Origin of the sequence: Streptomyces clavifer, assembly GCF_036345975.1 — a bacterium.
GTDB lineage: Bacteria > Actinomycetota > Actinomycetes > Streptomycetales > Streptomycetaceae > Streptomyces > Streptomyces clavifer.
In genome coordinates this window covers 2,516,965-2,532,750 of the sequence record NZ_CP107793.1, presented here as the reverse complement: position 1 = coordinate 2,532,750, position 15,786 = coordinate 2,516,965, and the positions used below count along the sequence as shown (strand labels likewise).

Genomic DNA, 15,786 nt, shown 5'->3' with positions numbered 1-15,786 from the left:
GTCAGAGACGAGCAGGTGGATACGTGACGAATCTGATGCCCTACGCCGCCGGAGAGCCGTCCCTCGGTGGAGGCCTCGGTGACCAGGTCTACAGCCGACTGCTCGGCGAGCGCATCATCTTCCTCGGTCAGCAGGTCGACGATGACATCGCCAACAAGATCACCGCACAGCTTCTGCTCCTTGCCGCCGACCCGGACAAGGACATCTACCTCTACATCAACAGCCCCGGCGGCTCGGTGACGGCAGGCATGGCGGTCTACGACACCATGCAGTACATCCCGAACGACGTGGTCACCATCGGCATGGGCATGGCGGCCTCGATGGGCCAGTTCCTGCTCACCGGTGGCACGGCGGGCAAGCGCTTCGCGCTCCCGAACACCGACATCCTCATGCACCAGGGTTCGGCCGGCATCGGCGGTACCGCCTCGGACATCAAGATCCAGGCGCAGTACCTGCTCCGCACGAAGACGCGGATGGCCGAGATCACCGCCCACCACTCCGGCCAGACCGTGGAGACGATCATCCGCGACGGCGACCGTGACCGTTGGTACACGGCGGAGGAGGCCAAGGACTACGGCCTCATCGACGAGATCATCACGGTCGCGTCGGGCATCCCGGGCGGCGGCGGCACCGGCGCCTGATCCGGGCCCACCCCCCGGACCGGCACCACGCCGCACCCTCTCGTACGCCACCCGTACGCCGAGACTCCCAGCCCACAGATACGCCACCAGGATGGTGAACACCCACATGAACAACTTCCCCGGCGCCTCCGCGAGCGGCCTCTACACCGGCCCGCAGGTGGACAACCGCTACGTCGTCCCGCGCTTCGTGGAGCGCACCTCGCAGGGTGTGCGCGAGTACGACCCGTACGCGAAGCTCTTCGAGGAGCGCGTGATCTTCCTCGGTGTGCAGATCGACGACGCCTCGGCCAACGACGTCATGGCGCAGCTGCTGTGCCTGGAGTCCATGGACCCGGACCGCGACATCTCGATCTACATCAACAGCCCCGGCGGCTCGTTCACCGCGCTCACCGCGATCTACGACACGATGCAGTTCGTGAAGCCGGACATCCAGACGGTCTGCATGGGCCAGGCGGCCTCCGCCGCCGCCGTCCTGCTGGCCGCGGGCACCCCGGGCAAGCGCATGGCGCTCCCGCACGCCCGTGTGCTGATCCACCAGCCGTCCTCGCAGACCGGCCGTGAGCAGCTCTCCGACCTGGAGATCGCGGCCAACGAGATCCTGCGCATGCGCACCCAGCTCGAGGAGATGCTGGCCAAGCACTCCACCACCCCGCTGGAGAAGATCAGCGAGGACATCGAGCGCGACAAGATCCTTACGGCCGACGACGCACTGGCGTACGGTCTGGTGGACCAGATCGTGTCCACCCGCAAGACCACAGCCGGCGCGTCCGTCTGACGTCGGTCTTTCCCCTTGGCACATTCCGTTAGTACGGCCCCGGCCGTGTGAACCGTGCCAAGGGGGGCCCGAACGGGGGGCCAGGCAAGGTACCGTCGGAGAGAAGCACCAGGAGCCGCTGAACCAGGCTGCTCCCAGGCGAAGGGGAAGCACCTCGTGGCACGCATCGGTGATGGCGGCGACCTGCTCAAGTGCTCGTTCTGCGGTAAGAGCCAGAAGCAGGTGAAGAAGCTCATCGCGGGACCCGGTGTGTACATCTGCGACGAGTGCATCGATCTCTGCAACGAGATCATCGAGGAAGAGCTCGCGGAGACCTCCGAGGTGCGGTGGGAGGAGCTCCCCAAGCCGCGCGAGATCTACGAGTTCCTCGAGGGGTACGTCGTCGGGCAGGAGCCCGCCAAGAAGGCCCTCTCGGTCGCGGTGTACAACCACTACAAGCGGGTCCAGGCCGGGGAGAACGGCGGCGGTGCGAATCGTGACGACGCGATCGAGCTCGCCAAGTCCAACATCCTGCTGCTGGGCCCCACGGGCTCCGGCAAGACGCTCCTCGCACAGACGCTGGCCCGCATGCTCAACGTCCCGTTCGCCATCGCGGACGCGACGGCGCTGACGGAGGCCGGCTATGTCGGCGAGGACGTCGAGAACATCCTGCTGAAGCTGATCCAGGCCGCCGACTACGACGTCAAGAAGGCCGAGACCGGGATCATCTACATCGACGAGATCGACAAGGTCGCACGCAAGAGCGAGAACCCGTCGATCACCCGCGATGTCTCCGGCGAGGGCGTCCAGCAGGCCCTGCTGAAGATCCTGGAGGGCACCACCGCCTCCGTACCGCCGCAGGGCGGCCGGAAGCACCCGCACCAGGAGTTCATCCAGATCGACACGACGAACGTGCTGTTCATCGTGGGCGGTGCCTTCTCCGGGCTGGAGAAGATCATCGAGTCGCGGGCCGGCGCCAAGGGCATCGGCTTCGGCGCGACGATCCGCTCGAAGCTGGAGATCCAGGCGAGCGACCAGTTCCAGGAGGTCATGCCGGAGGACCTGGTGAAGTTCGGGATGATCCCCGAGTTCATCGGCCGCCTCCCCGTGCTGACCTCGGTCCACAACCTGGACCGCGAGGCGCTGCTCCAGATCCTGGTCGAGCCGCGCAACGCCCTGGTGAAGCAGTACCAGAGGCTCTTCGAACTCGACGGTGTGGAGCTGGACTTCGAGCGGGAGGCCCTGGAGGCCATCGCCGATCAGGCGATCCTGCGCCAGACGGGCGCGCGTGGTCTGCGCGCCATCATGGAGGAAGTCCTCCAGTCCGTGATGTACGAGGTCCCGTCCCGCAAGGACGTGGCCCGCGTGGTCATCACCCCGGACGTCGTCCGCAACAACGTCAACCCGACGCTGGTCCCGCGCGAGCCGCGCACGATCGGCAAGAACGACGACGGCGGCCGCCACGAGAAGTCCGCGTAGCGCGGGCGACACGTACGCGAAGGGGCGCCCTGCCACTGGCAGGGCGCCCCTTCGGCGTGTGAGGTGCGGCTGGTCAGACCTTGGTGCGCGAGGTGTTGTAGAGCTTGGCGGCGAGGGCCGCCACGTCCTTCTGCGGCATCGACTTGTTGGTCATCATCGCGCCGACGTCCATGCCCACGACGATGCCGACCGTGCTGTAGTCGGTCCACACGCACACCGGCGTGGTGATCTCCTTGGGCCCCTTCTCCACCGACCCGTCGGCTTCGTCGTTGACCATCTTGAGGCTCTGGCACTTCATCAGCGCCCCGTCGAACCCCGCGGGCTTGACGGCTTCGGGACTACCGACGAGCGAGACGTTCTCGCTGTCCTCGCCCTTCGCCATCTCCAGCTCGGCGTTCCGGAACGCACCGTCGACGACCTTCGCGGGGTCGGTGACCTCACCCCAGAAGCCGGTCAGGAGCAGCCGCTTCATGGTCAGCGGATTCTCGGCGCCACCGCTCGCGTACTGGGCGGTCACCTGGTTGGGGTTCTTGATCCCCATGGCCTCGGCCTCGGCCTTGTCCTTGCCCGTCAAGGGCTTCGAGGGCGTCGTGCCGGTGGTGTCCTGCTTGTAGTCCTCCACCGAGGCGGCCGGCGTCAGCTTGTAGCCCTTGGTGGAGTCGGCCACGTCGCTGTTGCTGCTGCCGCCCGAGGTCAGGAAGTACACCCCGCCCGCGACGACCGCCAGCGCCACCACGGCCGCGCCGATGATCAGGCCGGTCTTCTTCTTCGGGGTGCCCGGCTGCGGAGGCATGCCGGGATACGCCTGCTGGCCGCCGTACGGGGGCGTGGGCGGCTGCTGGCCGTACGGGCCCGGCTGCTGCCCCTGCGGGTAGCCGTAGCCCGGCTGCGGGGGCTGCTGCGGCGGGACGCCCTGGGGGGCCTGCTGCGGGTAGCCGTACCCGGGCTGGCCCTGCGGCTGGCCCTGCGGCGGCGGGCCGCCGTACGGGCCCGGCTGCTGGCCGTACGGTCCGGGCTGGCCCTGCGGCGGCTGGCTGCCGTACGGGCCCGGCTGATTGTAGCTCATTGGGCTGTCCCCTCCAGAATGCTTATGCGTTGCGAACATCCTGACGGAAGCAGCCCTGACATGGGGTATCGGGCCGCACACCGTTACTGAACAAACCGGTTTCAGTGCAGGACTGTGACGGGCCTAAACTGTGGCGCGTGACCGAGAACCCTTCGCAGCAGCCAGCCAGCACCCCCGAACTGCCGACCCAGTACGCGCCGGCCGAGGTAGAGGGGAAGCTGTACGAGCGCTGGGTGGAGCGCGGTTACTTCACGGCCGACCCGGAGAGCGAGAAGCCTCCCTACACGATCGTCATCCCGCCGCCCAACGTCACCGGTTCCCTCCACCTGGGCCACGCCTTCCAGCACACGCTCATGGACGCCCTCACCCGCCGCAAGCGGATGCAGGGGTACGAGGCGCTGTGGCTGCCCGGCATGGACCACGCCGGCATCGCCACCCAGAACAAGGTCGAGCAGCAGCTCGGCGAGGAGGGCAAGTCCCGCCACGACCTGGGGCGCGAGGAGTTCGTCGACCGCGTCTGGCAGTGGAAGGAGGAGTACGGCGGCAAGATCCTCGGGCAGATGCGCCGCCTCGGTGACGGCGTCGACTGGTCCCGTGAGCGCTTCACCATGGACGAGGGCCTCTCCGCCGCCGTCCAGACCGTCTTCAAGAAGATGTACGACGACGAGCTGATCTACCGCGCCGAGCGCATCATCAACTGGTGCCCGCGCTGTCTGACGGCCATCTCCGACATCGAGGTCGACTACCAGGACGACGACGGCGAGCTCGTCTCCATCACGTACGGCGAGGGCGACGACACGCTCGTCGTCGCCACCACCCGCGCCGAGACGATGCTCGGTGACACCGCCGTCGCGGTCCACCCCGACGACGAGCGGTACGCCCACCTCATCGGCCGGCGCATCAAGCTGCCGCTCACCGACCGCACCATCCCGGTCGTCGCGGACACGCACGTCGACCCGGAGTTCGGCACCGGCGCGGTCAAGGTGACCCCCGCCCACGACCCGAACGACTTCGCGATCGGTCAGCGGCACGGGCTCGAGTCGATGACCGTCATGGACGAGCGGGGCGTCATCACCGTCCCCGGCCCGTTCGAGGGACTCGACCGCTTCGAGGCCCGCTCCGCCATCGTCGGCGCCCTGCGCGGCCAGGGCCGGATCGTCGCGGAGAAGCGCCCGTACGTCCACTCCGTCGGCCACTGCTCCCGCTGCCGCACGACGGTCGAACCGCGGCTCTCGCTCCAGTGGTGGGTCAAGGTCGAGACCCTCGCGAAGGCCGCCGGTGACGCGGTCCGCGACGGCCGGGTCGCGATCCATCCCAAGGAGATGGAGCAGCGGTACTTCGACTGGGTCGACAACCTCCGCGACTGGTGCATCTCCCGCCAGCTCTGGTGGGGCCACCGCATCCCCGTCTGGTACGGCCCCGACGGCGAGGTCGTCTGCGTCGGCCCGGACGAGCAGCCGCCCACCGGCGAGGGCTGGACCCAGGACACCGACGTCCTGGACACCTGGTTCTCCTCCGGCCTGTGGCCGTTCTCCACACTCGGCTGGCCCGAGGAGACCCCGGACCTCAAGAAGTTCTATCCGACCGACGTCCTGCTCACCGGCCACGACATCATCTTCTTCTGGGTCGCCCGGATGATGATGTTCGGTCTGTACGTCATGGACGGCGAGGTCCCGTTCAAGACGATCGCCCTCACGGGCCTCGTCCGCGACGAGCGCGGCAAGAAGATGTCGAAGTCCTTCGGCAACGTCGTCGACCCGCTGGACTGGATGGACACGTACGGCTCCGACGCCGTCCGCTTCACCCTGGCCAGGGGTGCCAACCCCGGTACCGACGTGCCGATCGGCGAGGACTGGGTCCAGGCCTCCCGCAACTTCGCCAACAAGATCTGGAACGCGACCCGCTTCGCGATGATGAACGGCGCGACGGTCGAGGGTGCGCTCCCGCCCGTCGAGCAGCTCTCGGCCACCGACCGGTGGATCCTGTCCCGGCTGAACAAGACCGTCGCCGACGTCGACGCGTTCTACGAGGACTTCCAGTTCGCCAAGCTCAGTGACGCCCTCTACCACTTCGCGTGGGACGAGGTCTTCGACTGGTACGTCGAGCTGTCGAAGACGACGTTCTTCGCGGGCGGTGACCAGGCGAAGGTGTCCGCCCGGGTCCTCGGCGAGGTCCTGGACGTCACGCTGCGCCTGCTGCACCCGATCGTCCCGTTCGTCACGGAGACGCTCTGGACCACGCTCACCGGTCAGGAGTCGGTCGTCGTCGCGGACTGGCCGAAGGACAGCGGCTTCCGTGACGACGCGGCCGAGAAGGAGATCGAGCTCGTCCAGCAGGTCGTCACCGAGGTCCGCCGCTTCCGCTCCGACCAGGGGCTGCAGCCCGGCCAGAAGGTCCCGGCCGAGCTGGACGTCACCGGCACGGCCCTCGCCCCGCACGAGGCGGCCATCCGGCAGCTGCTGCGTCTGCAGCCGGCCGGCGAGGGTTTCCACGCCACGGCGACCCTGCCCGTCGCAGGGGCCCGGGTCGCCCTCGACCTGTCGGGCACGATCGACGTCGAGGCGGAGCGCAAGCGCCTGACGAAGGACCTCGGCGCGGCCGAGAAGGAGAAGGCCCAGGCCAACGGGAAGCTCGGCAACGAGGCCTTCCTGGCCAAGGCACCGGACAACGTGGTCGACAAGATCCGAGGCCGGCTCGCGAAGGCCGACGCGGACATCGAGCGGATCACCGCTCAGCTGGCGAACCTGCCGCAGAGCTGATGACCTGAGGGCGAAGCCCCCGCACCCCCGACCGACCGGGGGCGCGGGGGTTTCGCCGTCCCCCGGGGAAGCGCCGTACCGGGCGCTGCGCGCGATGTCGGCGCCCATCCGTAGACTGGCCCTGTGAGTGAGCCCCGCCCTTCAGACCGGCACGACGCGTCAGAGTCCGACGACACCTTCGAGGAGATCGTCGGCGAAGCGACCCAGCGCGACCCCGACCTGGCGGTGATCGAGGCCGGGAGCCGCACGCTGCGCACCCAGTCGGGACCGCCCCAGGGCGACGCGGTCCCCGCCCGCCCCACCGACCCCGAGACCGACCAGGCGCTCCGCACCGTGGAGCAGGAGCTCGCCGGCCGCTGGGGCGAGACCAAGCTCGAACCCTCGGTGACCCGCATCGCGGCGCTGATGGACGTGCTCGGCGAGCCGCAGCGCGCCTACCCCTCGATCCACATCACGGGGACCAACGGCAAGACCAGCACGGCCCGCATGATCGAGGCCCTGCTCAACGCCTTCGAGCTGCGCACCGGCCGCTACACCTCCCCGCACGTCCAGTCGATCACCGAGCGGATCAGCCTGGACGGCGCCCCGATCGAGGCCGAGCGCTTCGTCGAGACGTACAACGACATCAAGCCGTACGTCGAGATGGTCGACGCGCAGCAGCCCTACCGGCTCTCGTTCTTCGAGGTGCTGACGGGCATGGCGTACGCGGCCTTCGCCGACGCGCCGGTCGACGTCGCGGTCGTCGAGGTCGGCATGGGCGGCACCTGGGACGCGACCAACGTCATCGACGCCTCGGTCGCCGTCGTCACCCCCATCTCGCTGGACCACACCGACCGCCTCGGCTCCACCCCCGCCGAGATCGCGGGCGAGAAGTCCGGAGTGATCAAGCAGGGCGCGACGGTGATACTGGCCCAGCAGCCGGTCGACGCCGCGCAGGTCATGCTGAAGAAGGCCGTCGAGGTCGACGCCACGGTGGCCCGCGAGGGCATGGAGTTCGGCGTGGTCTCCCGCGAGGTCGCGGTCGGCGGTCAGCTGCTGACGCTGCGCGGCCTCGGCGGCGAGTACGACAACATCTTCCTCCCGCTGTACGGCGCCCATCAGGCGCACAACGCCGCAGTGGCGCTCTCCGCCGTCGAGGCGTTCTTCGGCATCGGCGCCGAGCAGGCCCGCAGCCTCGACATCGAGGCCGTCCGCAAGGCCTTCCTCGCGGTGCTCTCGCCCGGCCGACTCGAAGTCGTGCGGTCCAGTCCGACCGTCGTGCTGGACGCGGCCCACAACCCGGCCGGTGCCCGCGCCGCCTCCGACGGCATCTCCGAGGCGTTCAGCTTCTCCCGGCTCATCGGGGTCGTCGGCGCCAGCGAGGGCAAGGACGTCCGAGGGCTGCTGGAAGCGTTCGAGCCGATCTTCGCCGAGATCGTCGTCACCCAGAATTCCAGTGCCCGCTCGATGGACGCGGACGAGCTGGCCGCGGTGGCCGTCGAGGTCTTCGGCAACGACCGCGTGCAGGTCGAGCCGCGCCTCGACGACGCGCTGGAGGCGGCCATCACCCTCGCCGAGGAAGAGGCCGAGTACGCGGGCGCCGGTGTGCTGGTGACCGGATCCGTGATCACGGTCGGCGAGGCCCGGCTGCTCCTGGGAAGGCACTGACCTGTGCGTACGCTCTGCGCATCGACACTTATCGGTGAATTCTTCGTGATCGGCTTCGCCGGACTCGTCGCGATGAAGTCCGACGACCTGTCCATGACCACGGTCTGGACGGTGTGCGGCATCGGCATGCTGCTCTCCGTCCTGCTCTGCGGTGTGATCACCCGGCCCGGCGGTGTGCAGCTCGGCTGGGCGTTCCAGATCGCGCTCGTGCTGAGCGGCTTCTTCGTCCCGATGATGTTCATCCTCGGCGTGATCTTCAGCGCCCTGTGGTGGGCCTCGGTGCACTACGGCCGCCAGATCGACGAGGCGAAGGCCCGGTGGGCGGCACAGGCCGAGACGCAGGAGAGCACAGAGGCTCCGGCCTGAGGATGACGCAGCGTAAACCCGGCCGCTGGGTCGTACGCCTGCACCTGTAATCTCACCTCACCGCACCCGCAAGTCTGCAAGGAGCCGCACATGACTCAGCGCACCCTCGTCCTTCTCAAGCCGGACGCCGTCAGGCGTGGGCTGATCGGCGAGATCGTCGGCCGCATCGAACGCAAGGCCGGTTGGACGATCACCGCGCTGGAGCTGCGCACGCTCGACCAGGAGACCCTGGAGCAGCACTACGGCGAGCACAAGGGCCGCCCGTTCTACGAGCCCCTCGTGGAGTTCATGGCGTCCGGCCCCGTCGTCGCCCTCGTGGCCGAGGGCGAGCGGGTCATCGAGGGCGTCCGCGCCCTGGCCGGCCCGACCGACCCGATCGCCGCCGCGCCCGGCTCGATCCGTGGTGACTTCGGTACGGTCACCCGGGAGAACCTGATCCACGCCTCGGACTCCGAGGAGTCCGCAGGGCGAGAAATCAAGCTTTTCTTTCCCGGACTTTCCTGACTTCGGCTCGGCCAATCAGCGCTCATGACCTGGGGCGACCGAAGTAATTCGGTCGCCCTTCGGCATAGGGTCAGGGATCGCGGGAACGCATCCTCCCGACGTAACGTCACCATGGGTGGAACGGGCAGCCGTTCCGTCCACAATGGCGAAGGACCCTCGCGCTGTGTCCGTGCATACGGCACTACGATGGAAGCTTCCACGCCCGCAGCGCCAACCTCGCCTACCTGGAACAAGCCATTTTCCGCTTCCTGGGAAGGCCCGACGCATCCTCATGGGGAACAAGGGGAACTCAATGTCGTTCATCGGCCGTGACATGGCTATCGACCTCGGGACTGCCAACACGCTGGTGTACGTCAGGGGGCGCGGCATCGTTCTGAACGAGCCGTCCGTCGTGGCCATCAACACCAACACCGGCGGCATCCTGGCGGTCGGCTCCGAGGCCAAGAAGATGATCGGCCGTACGCCGGGCAACATCGTTGCCGTACGGCCCCTCAAGGACGGCGTGATCGCCGACTTCGAGATCACGGAGCGCATGCTCCGCTACTTCATCCTCAAGATCCACAAGCGCCGCTACCTGGCCCGCCCGCGGGTCGTCGTCTGTGTCCCCTCCGGTATCACAGGGGTCGAGCGACGCGCCGTCATCGAGGCGTCCACGCAGGCCGGCGCGCGCCAGGTGCACATCATCGAGGAGCCCATGGCCGCGGCCATCGGCTCCGGCCTGCCGGTCCACGAGGCCACCGGCAACATGGTCGTCGACATCGGTGGCGGCACCACCGAGGTCGCCGTGATCTCGCTCGGCGGGATCGTCACCGCCCAGTCGATCCGGGTCGCCGGCGACGAGCTGGACAACGCGATCATCCAGCACATCAAGAAGGAGTACTCGCTCCTCCTCGGTGAGCGAAGCGCCGAACAGATCAAGATCACGATCGGCTCGGCCTTCGACCTCAAGAAGGACGAGCACACCGAGATCCGCGGACGCGACCTGGTCTCCGGACTGCCCAAGACCGTGGTCATCTCGGCCGCCGAGGTCCGCAAGGCCATCGAGGAGCCGGTCAACGCGATCGTCGACGCCGTGAAGACGACGCTCGACAAGTGCCCGCCGGAGCTCTCGGGCGACATCATGGACCGCGGCATCGTCCTCACGGGCGGCGGCGCCCTCCTGCGCGGACTCGACGAGCGGCTGCGCCACGAGACGGGCATGCCCATCCACATCGCCGAGGACCCGCTGGACTCGGTGGCGCTCGGATCCGGCAAGTGCGTCGAGGAGTTCGAGGCTCTCCAGCAGGTGCTGGACGCCCAGCCCCGACGGTAGAACCCGCCGTTCCGCCGTACGGGCACTGCCGCCCCGTACGGCGGAACGTTGATATACAGACACGAATATTCCGACGAGGAAGGCACGGCCGCCGCACGTGAGGGACACACGAGAGAGCCGGCTGCTCCTGGTGCTGCTGGTCGCCACCGCGTTCGCTTTGATCACGGTGGACATCCGCGGTGGCGAGGAGTCGCCGGTGGACGGCGCCCGGCAGGCCGCCGCCACGGTCTTCGGACCGGTCGAGAACGGCGTCGCAGCGGCGGTGGATCCGGTGGGCAACGCCATCGGCGCCGTACGGGACTCCGACGACCGGCACGACCGGATCGCGGCCCTGGAGCACGAGAACGCCGCGCTCAAGACGAGACTCGGCAGCGACGACCGCAACAGCAGCAAGGTCCGCCAGCTCGACACCATGCTCAAGAGCGCGGGCGCCGGCCAGTACGGCATCAAGGCCGCCGAGGTCATCGCCATAGGAGCGGCCCAGGGCTTCTCCTGGACGATCACGATCGACGCGGGGGCGAACGACGGCCTCCGCCGCGACATGACCGTGCTGAACGGGGAAGGACTCGTCGGCCGGGTGACCACCGTCGGCCCCGAGACCGCGACCGTCCTGCTCGCCAACGACCCCGACTTCACCGTCGGCACCCGCATGGAGAAGACCGACGAGCTCGGCTTCGCCACCGGACAGGGTTCCCGCCCGCTGTCGGTCCAGTTCCTCAACGGCAAGGCCAAGGTGAAGAAGGGCGACCGGCTCGTCACCTTCGGATCGAGCAAGGACAAGCCGTTCGTCCCCGGGGTTCCGGTGGGCGAGGTCGTACGGGTCGACCCGTCCGGCGGCGACCTGACCCGGACCGTCTACATCCGCCCGTTCGTCGGCTTCACCAAGCTCGACATCGTCGGCATCGTCGTCCAGGCGCCCCGTGAGGATCCCCGCGACATGGTGCTGCCGAAGCAGCCCAGGAAGCCGGAGAAGCCCAAGCCCACCCCGACCGTCACGGTCACCGTCCAGCCCAACGGCGACCTCGTCGACGGCAGCGGCAAGGTCGTCGGGAACATCAACGAGAAGCCCGGCACGGACGCCTCCGGGAACACCGACGCCGGCGCGGACGGCACTACCGACACCGACGCCGGTGACGCGGCGAACGAGCAGGAATAGAGCTGATCCCCATGCGCTTCAACCGGACGCTGCTCTCCGTCACCCTGGTCGTGGTCGCCCTCGTCGTCCAGGTCTCCGTACTCGCCCGCCTCCAGCTCCCCGGCGCCACCCCGGACCTGCTCCTCCTCGTCGTCCTCGGACTCGCCTTCGTGTACGGGCACGTCAGCGGTGCGCTCATCGGCTTCGGCGCGGGTCTCCTCGCGGACCTGGCGCCGCCCGCCGACCACGCCGCGGGGCGCTACGCCCTCGTGCTCTGCGTCATCGGCTACCTCGCCGGGCTGGCGCGTCCCGAGAACGGCCAGCTCAAGTCGGCCTTCGCCCCGATGGCCGTCGTCGTCGCCGCGGCGGTCGGATCGACCCTGCTGTACGCGGGAGTCGGCGCCCTCGTCGGGGACACGGCCGCCCGCCATGTGGGCCTGGGCAGCCTGCTGTTCACCGCACTGGTGTACGACCTGCTCCTCGCGCCGTTCACCGTCCCGCTGATCATGGCGCTCGCCAGACGTACCGAGAACGACCCGATCGCCGAGAGCTCCGGCGGCGATGTCGCCGCGGGCTGGCTGGCCTCGGGGACCGGGCTGCGGATCGGCAGCCAGCGGGGCGGGCTCCGCGTCAAGGCGGCCCGCAACCGTGCCGCACGCGCAGGAAGGATCAAGGGGGTCAAGCGACTGTGAGGCTGGACCAGCACCGGAACACCACCGGGGGCGCCCCGTGAGCAACATTCCCGAGACGGGCCGGACCCAGCGGGTCCAGATCCGCCTCGTCGTCATCCAGGTCCTCGTCTTCTCCCTGCTCCTGACGCTCGGCGGCCGGCTCTGGTACCTCCAGATCCGCAACGGCCAGGAGTACACCGACGAAGCCAAGAACAACCACGTCCAGCAGGTCGTGCAGCCCGCGGTCCGCGGCGCCATCCTCGACGCGCGCGGCGTGCCCCTCGCCGACAACGAGACCCGCCTCGTCGTCTCCGCCAGCCGCACCGAGCTGATGAAGATGAAGGACGACGGCGTCGGCGTCCTCACCCGGCTCGCCGGCGTCCTGGACATGAAGCCCAAGGACGTCCTGGACAAGGTCCGGCTCTGCGACTCCAAGACCCCGCAGCCGTGCTGGAACGGCTCGCCCTACCAGCCGATCCCGGTCACGGACGAGGCCACCACCCAGCAGGCACTGCAGATCCGTGAGCGTGCCGAGGACTTCCCCGGCATCACCGCCGAGCCCACCGCCGTGCGCCGCTACGCCGCGCCCGGGAAGGCCAACACCGCCCAGGTGCTCGGTTACCTCTCGCCCGTCACCGACGACGAGCTGACGAAGGCACAGGACACCGATTCGCCCTACCTCCGCTCCGACCAGGTCGGCCGCTCCGGCCTGGAACGCACGTACGACAAGGAGCTGCGGGGCAAGGCCGGCGTCACCCGCTACGAGGTCGACAACCTCGGCCGTGTCATCGGGCAGGCGGAGAACGACGAGGCCGAGCCCGGCGCCAGCGTCGTCACCTCCATCGACGCACGCGTCCAGGCCGTCGCCGAGTACGAGCTCAACAAGGCGATGGAGACGGCCCGCAAGGAGATGGACCGCAACACCAACGAGCTGTACAAGGCCGACTCCGGCGCCGTCGTCGTGATGGAGACCAAGACCGGCCGCATCGTCTCGATGGCGTCCCTGCCGACGTACGACCCCAACGCCTGGGTCGGCGGGATCTCCGGCAAGGACTACGCGAAGCTCACCGGCAAGAAGTCGAACTTCCCGCTGCTGAACCGCGCCATCCAGGGCACCGCCGCACCCGGGTCCATCTTCAAGGTGGTCTCCTCGACCGCCGCGGTCAACGCCGGATACCCGTTCGACGGCAACTACCCCTGCCCCAGCTCGTACTCCATCGGCGGCCAGACCTTCAAGAACTTCGAGTCCCAGGGCTACGGCAGCATCAGCATCGGCCGTGCGCTCGAGGTCTCCTGCGACACCGTCTACTACGGCCTGGCGCACAAGGAGTGGCAGCGGGACGGCGGCAACGTCCCGAAGAAGAAGGCCAACGACTGGTTCTACAAGACCGCCCACCAGTTCGGCCTCGGCAAGGAGACCGGCATCGACCTCCCCAACGAGGTCCCCGGCCGCGTCCCCGACCGTCAGTGGAAGCAGGACTTCTACGACGCCAACAAGACCGCGTGGTGCAAGCAGGGCAAGAAGGACGGAACGTACGTCGAGATGATCGCGTACGAAGGCTGCCTCGAGGGCTACAAGATGCGCGCCGGTGACTCCGTCAACTACTCGATCGGCCAGGGCGACACGCTCGTCACCCCGATCCAGATGGCGACCATCTACGCCGCGATCTCCAACGGCGGCACGCTCTACGACCCGACCGTCGGCAAGGCGGTCATCAGCGGCGACGGCCGGACCGTCCAGGAGATCAAGCCCCGGGCACACGGCAAGCTCCCCTTCAAGGGAGACACCCGCGACGAGATAGACGAAGCCCTCGCGGGAGTCGCGACCCGGGGCAGCGCCGCCTGGCGATTCGGCGGTTGGCCCCAGGACAAGATCCCGATGCACGCCAAGACGGGAACGGCCGAGGTCTACGGCAAGCAGACGACCTCCTGGTTCGCCACGTACACGAAGGACTACTCGATCGTCATGACGATCGCCCAGGGCGGTACGGGCTCCGGAGCCTCGGGCCCCGCCGTGCGCAACATCTACAACGCGCTCTACGGGCTCGACGCCGCCGGCAAGCAGGACCTGTCGAAGGCCCTGCTGCCCACGCCCCAGAAGACCCTGCCCAAGATCCAGCAGGACGGCTCGATCGAGTCCCCGAGGATCAAGCCGTACACCCCCGAGCCCCCGGCCCAGGACGGCACCCAGGCCCTCGCGGCCGCCCTCGCCGGAGCCCCGGGGAGGCGGGACTGATGGCAGGCTTCTCCGTCTCGCGCTACGCCCCCGAACGCTCCTCGTGGGCCAAGCTCACCGCCCGCGACTCCGTCGTGCGGCGGCTCGACTGGCCGCTGCTCGGCTCGGCGCTCGCCCTGTCCTTCATCGGCTCGCTCCTGGTCTGGTCGGCGACCCGCGGCCGTGACTCGCTCACCCACGGCGACCCGTACTACTTCCTGTTCCGGCACGCACTCAACACCGGCATCGGCCTCGCGCTGATGATCGGCACCATCTGGCTCGGGCACCGCACCCTGCGGGGAGCGGTCCCGGTCCTGTACGGCCTCTCGGTCCTGCTCGTCCTGGCGGTGCTCACGCCGCTCGGCGCCACCGTCAACGGGGCGCACGCCTGGATCATCATCGGCGGCGGCTTCTCCCTCCAGCCCTCCGAGTTCACCAAGATCACGATCATCCTGGGCATGGCGATGCTGCTCGCCGCCCGCGTCGACGCGGGCGACCAGCTGCACCCGGACCACCGGACCGTCGCCAAGGCGCTCGGCCTGGCGATCGTGCCGATGGCGGTCGTCATGCTGATGCCCGACCTCGGCTCCGTCATGGTCATGGCCGTCATCGTGCTCGGCGTGCTCCTGGCCTCCGGTGCGTCCAACCGCTGGGTCTTCGGACTGCTGGGGGCGGGCACGACGGGGGCCGTCGCCATCTGGCAGCTCGGGCTGCTCGACGACTACCAGATCGCCCGCTTCGCCGCCTTCGCCAACCCGGCGCTGGACCCGGCGGGCGTCGGCTACAACACCAACCAGGCCCGTATCGCGATCGGCTCCGGCGGACTCACCGGGACGGGACTCTTCGAGGGCTCCCAGACCACCGGCCAGTTCGTGCCCGAGCAGCAGACGGACTTCGTCTTCACCGTCGCCGGTGAGGAGCTCGGCTTCCTCGGCGCCGGGCTGATCATCGTCCTGCTCGGGGTCGTCCTGTGGCGCGCCTGCCGGATCGCCCGCGAGACGACGGAGCTCTACGGGACGGTCGTGGCCGCCGGGATCATCGCCTGGTTCGCGTTCCAGTCCTTCGAGAACATCGGGATGACGCTCGGCATCATGCCGGTGGCAGGCCTCCCGCTGCCCTTCGTGTCGTACGGGGGATCGTCGATGTTCGCCGTGTGGGTGGCCATCGGACTCCTGCAGTCGATCCGGGTGCAACGGCCGATAACCGCCTGAGCACGGCGACCGGCCGCATGATCGCG

General features: G+C 68.8%; 13 protein-coding genes. 12 read left to right on the top strand and 1 reads right to left on the bottom strand.

Annotated elements, in window-relative coordinates; all coding sequences use genetic code 11:
* Window positions 1-35 precede the first annotated feature (35 nt).
* The 3 genes from OG927_RS10925 to clpX all read left to right on the top strand — a co-directional run bounded on the left by OG927_RS10925 (window position 36) and on the right by clpX (window position 2,874).
* The gene (locus OG927_RS10925; RefSeq protein ID WP_164494208.1) at window positions 36-641 is read left to right on the top strand and encodes an ATP-dependent Clp protease proteolytic subunit; all 606 of its coding nucleotides are present in this window, start codon (window positions 36-38) and stop codon (window positions 639-641) included.
* A 91-nt stretch (window positions 642-732) separates the two neighbouring features.
* On the top strand, window positions 733-1,416 hold the full coding sequence (locus OG927_RS10920) for an ATP-dependent Clp protease proteolytic subunit (protein ID WP_019992624.1): 684 nt from the start codon (window positions 733-735) through the stop codon (window positions 1,414-1,416).
* 156 nt (window positions 1,417-1,572) lie between these two features.
* Window positions 1,573-2,874 (top strand): ATP-dependent Clp protease ATP-binding subunit ClpX, encoded by a 1,302-nt coding sequence (gene clpX / locus OG927_RS10915; protein ID WP_056785577.1) that lies wholly within the window; start codon window positions 1,573-1,575, stop codon window positions 2,872-2,874.
* Window positions 2,875-2,947: 73 nt separating this feature from the next.
* Here clpX and OG927_RS10910 read toward each other — a convergent pair whose 3' ends face one another.
* On the bottom strand, window positions 2,948-3,940 hold the full coding sequence (locus OG927_RS10910; protein ID WP_056785573.1) for a hypothetical protein: 993 nt from the start codon (window positions 3,938-3,940) through the stop codon (window positions 2,948-2,950).
* Window positions 3,941-4,077: 137 nt separating this feature from the next.
* Between OG927_RS10910 and OG927_RS10905 the strand changes: the two genes are divergently transcribed.
* From OG927_RS10905 to rodA, 9 genes are all read left to right on the top strand, one after another.
* Window positions 4,078-6,699, top strand: coding sequence for a valine--tRNA ligase (locus OG927_RS10905; RefSeq protein WP_056785567.1), 2,622 nt, complete (start codon window positions 4,078-4,080; stop codon window positions 6,697-6,699).
* A 123-nt stretch (window positions 6,700-6,822) separates the two neighbouring features.
* Window positions 6,823-8,346, top strand: a complete 1,524-nt coding sequence (folC, locus tag OG927_RS10900; RefSeq protein ID WP_056785563.1) for a bifunctional tetrahydrofolate synthase/dihydrofolate synthase — start codon at window positions 6,823-6,825, stop codon at window positions 8,344-8,346.
* 3 nt (window positions 8,347-8,349) lie between these two features.
* On the top strand, window positions 8,350-8,712 hold the full coding sequence (locus tag OG927_RS10895) for a DUF4233 domain-containing protein (RefSeq protein WP_056785560.1): 363 nt from the start codon (window positions 8,350-8,352) through the stop codon (window positions 8,710-8,712).
* Between the two features lie 90 nt (window positions 8,713-8,802).
* Window positions 8,803-9,216, top strand: coding sequence for a nucleoside-diphosphate kinase (gene ndk, locus OG927_RS10890; RefSeq protein WP_056785556.1), 414 nt, complete (start codon window positions 8,803-8,805; stop codon window positions 9,214-9,216).
* 292 nt (window positions 9,217-9,508) lie between these two features.
* Window positions 9,509-10,528 carry a rod shape-determining protein gene (locus tag OG927_RS10885; protein ID WP_056785551.1) on the top strand — a complete coding sequence of 340 codons (1,020 nt, stop codon included), beginning with the start codon at window positions 9,509-9,511 and terminating at the stop codon, window positions 10,526-10,528.
* A gap of 97 nt (window positions 10,529-10,625) precedes the next feature.
* Window positions 10,626-11,684: a rod shape-determining protein MreC gene (gene mreC, locus OG927_RS10880; RefSeq protein ID WP_056785548.1), complete on the top strand. Its 1,059-nt coding sequence runs from the start codon at window positions 10,626-10,628 to the stop codon at window positions 11,682-11,684.
* Window positions 11,685-11,695: 11 nt separating this feature from the next.
* Complete coding sequence (gene mreD / locus OG927_RS10875; protein WP_056785544.1) at window positions 11,696-12,355, top strand: rod shape-determining protein MreD; 660 nt, start codon at window positions 11,696-11,698, stop codon at window positions 12,353-12,355.
* 37 nt (window positions 12,356-12,392) lie between these two features.
* Window positions 12,393-14,570: a penicillin-binding protein 2 gene (mrdA, locus tag OG927_RS10870; protein ID WP_056785540.1), complete on the top strand. Its 2,178-nt coding sequence runs from the start codon at window positions 12,393-12,395 to the stop codon at window positions 14,568-14,570.
* A complete protein-coding gene (gene rodA, locus OG927_RS10865; RefSeq protein WP_056785536.1) occupies window positions 14,570-15,760 on the top strand; it encodes a rod shape-determining protein RodA in 1,191 nt (396 codons plus the stop codon). Before mrdA ends, rodA begins: the two co-directional genes overlap by 1 nt.
* The last annotated feature ends 26 nt before the right edge of the window (window positions 15,761-15,786 follow it).

Bases quoted from the DNA above. Each gene is read 5' to 3' on its own strand.
- OG927_RS10925 (WP_164494208.1), top strand. From the start codon at position 36: ATGCCCTACGCCGCCGGAGAGCCGTCCCTCGGTGGAGGCCTCGGTGAC.
- OG927_RS10920 (WP_019992624.1), top strand. From the start codon at position 733: ATGGTGAACACCCACATGAACAACTTCCCCGGCGCCTCCGCGAGCGGC.
- OG927_RS10910 (WP_056785573.1), bottom strand. From the start codon at position 3,940: ATGAGCTACAATCAGCCGGGCCCGTACGGCAGCCAGCCGCCGCAGGGC.
- ndk (WP_056785556.1), top strand. From the start codon at position 8,803: ATGACTCAGCGCACCCTCGTCCTTCTCAAGCCGGACGCCGTCAGGCGT.
- OG927_RS10885 (WP_056785551.1), top strand. From the start codon at position 9,509: ATGTCGTTCATCGGCCGTGACATGGCTATCGACCTCGGGACTGCCAAC.
- mreD (WP_056785544.1), top strand. From the start codon at position 11,696: ATGCGCTTCAACCGGACGCTGCTCTCCGTCACCCTGGTCGTGGTCGCC.
- rodA (WP_056785536.1), top strand. From the start codon at position 14,570: ATGGCAGGCTTCTCCGTCTCGCGCTACGCCCCCGAACGCTCCTCGTGG.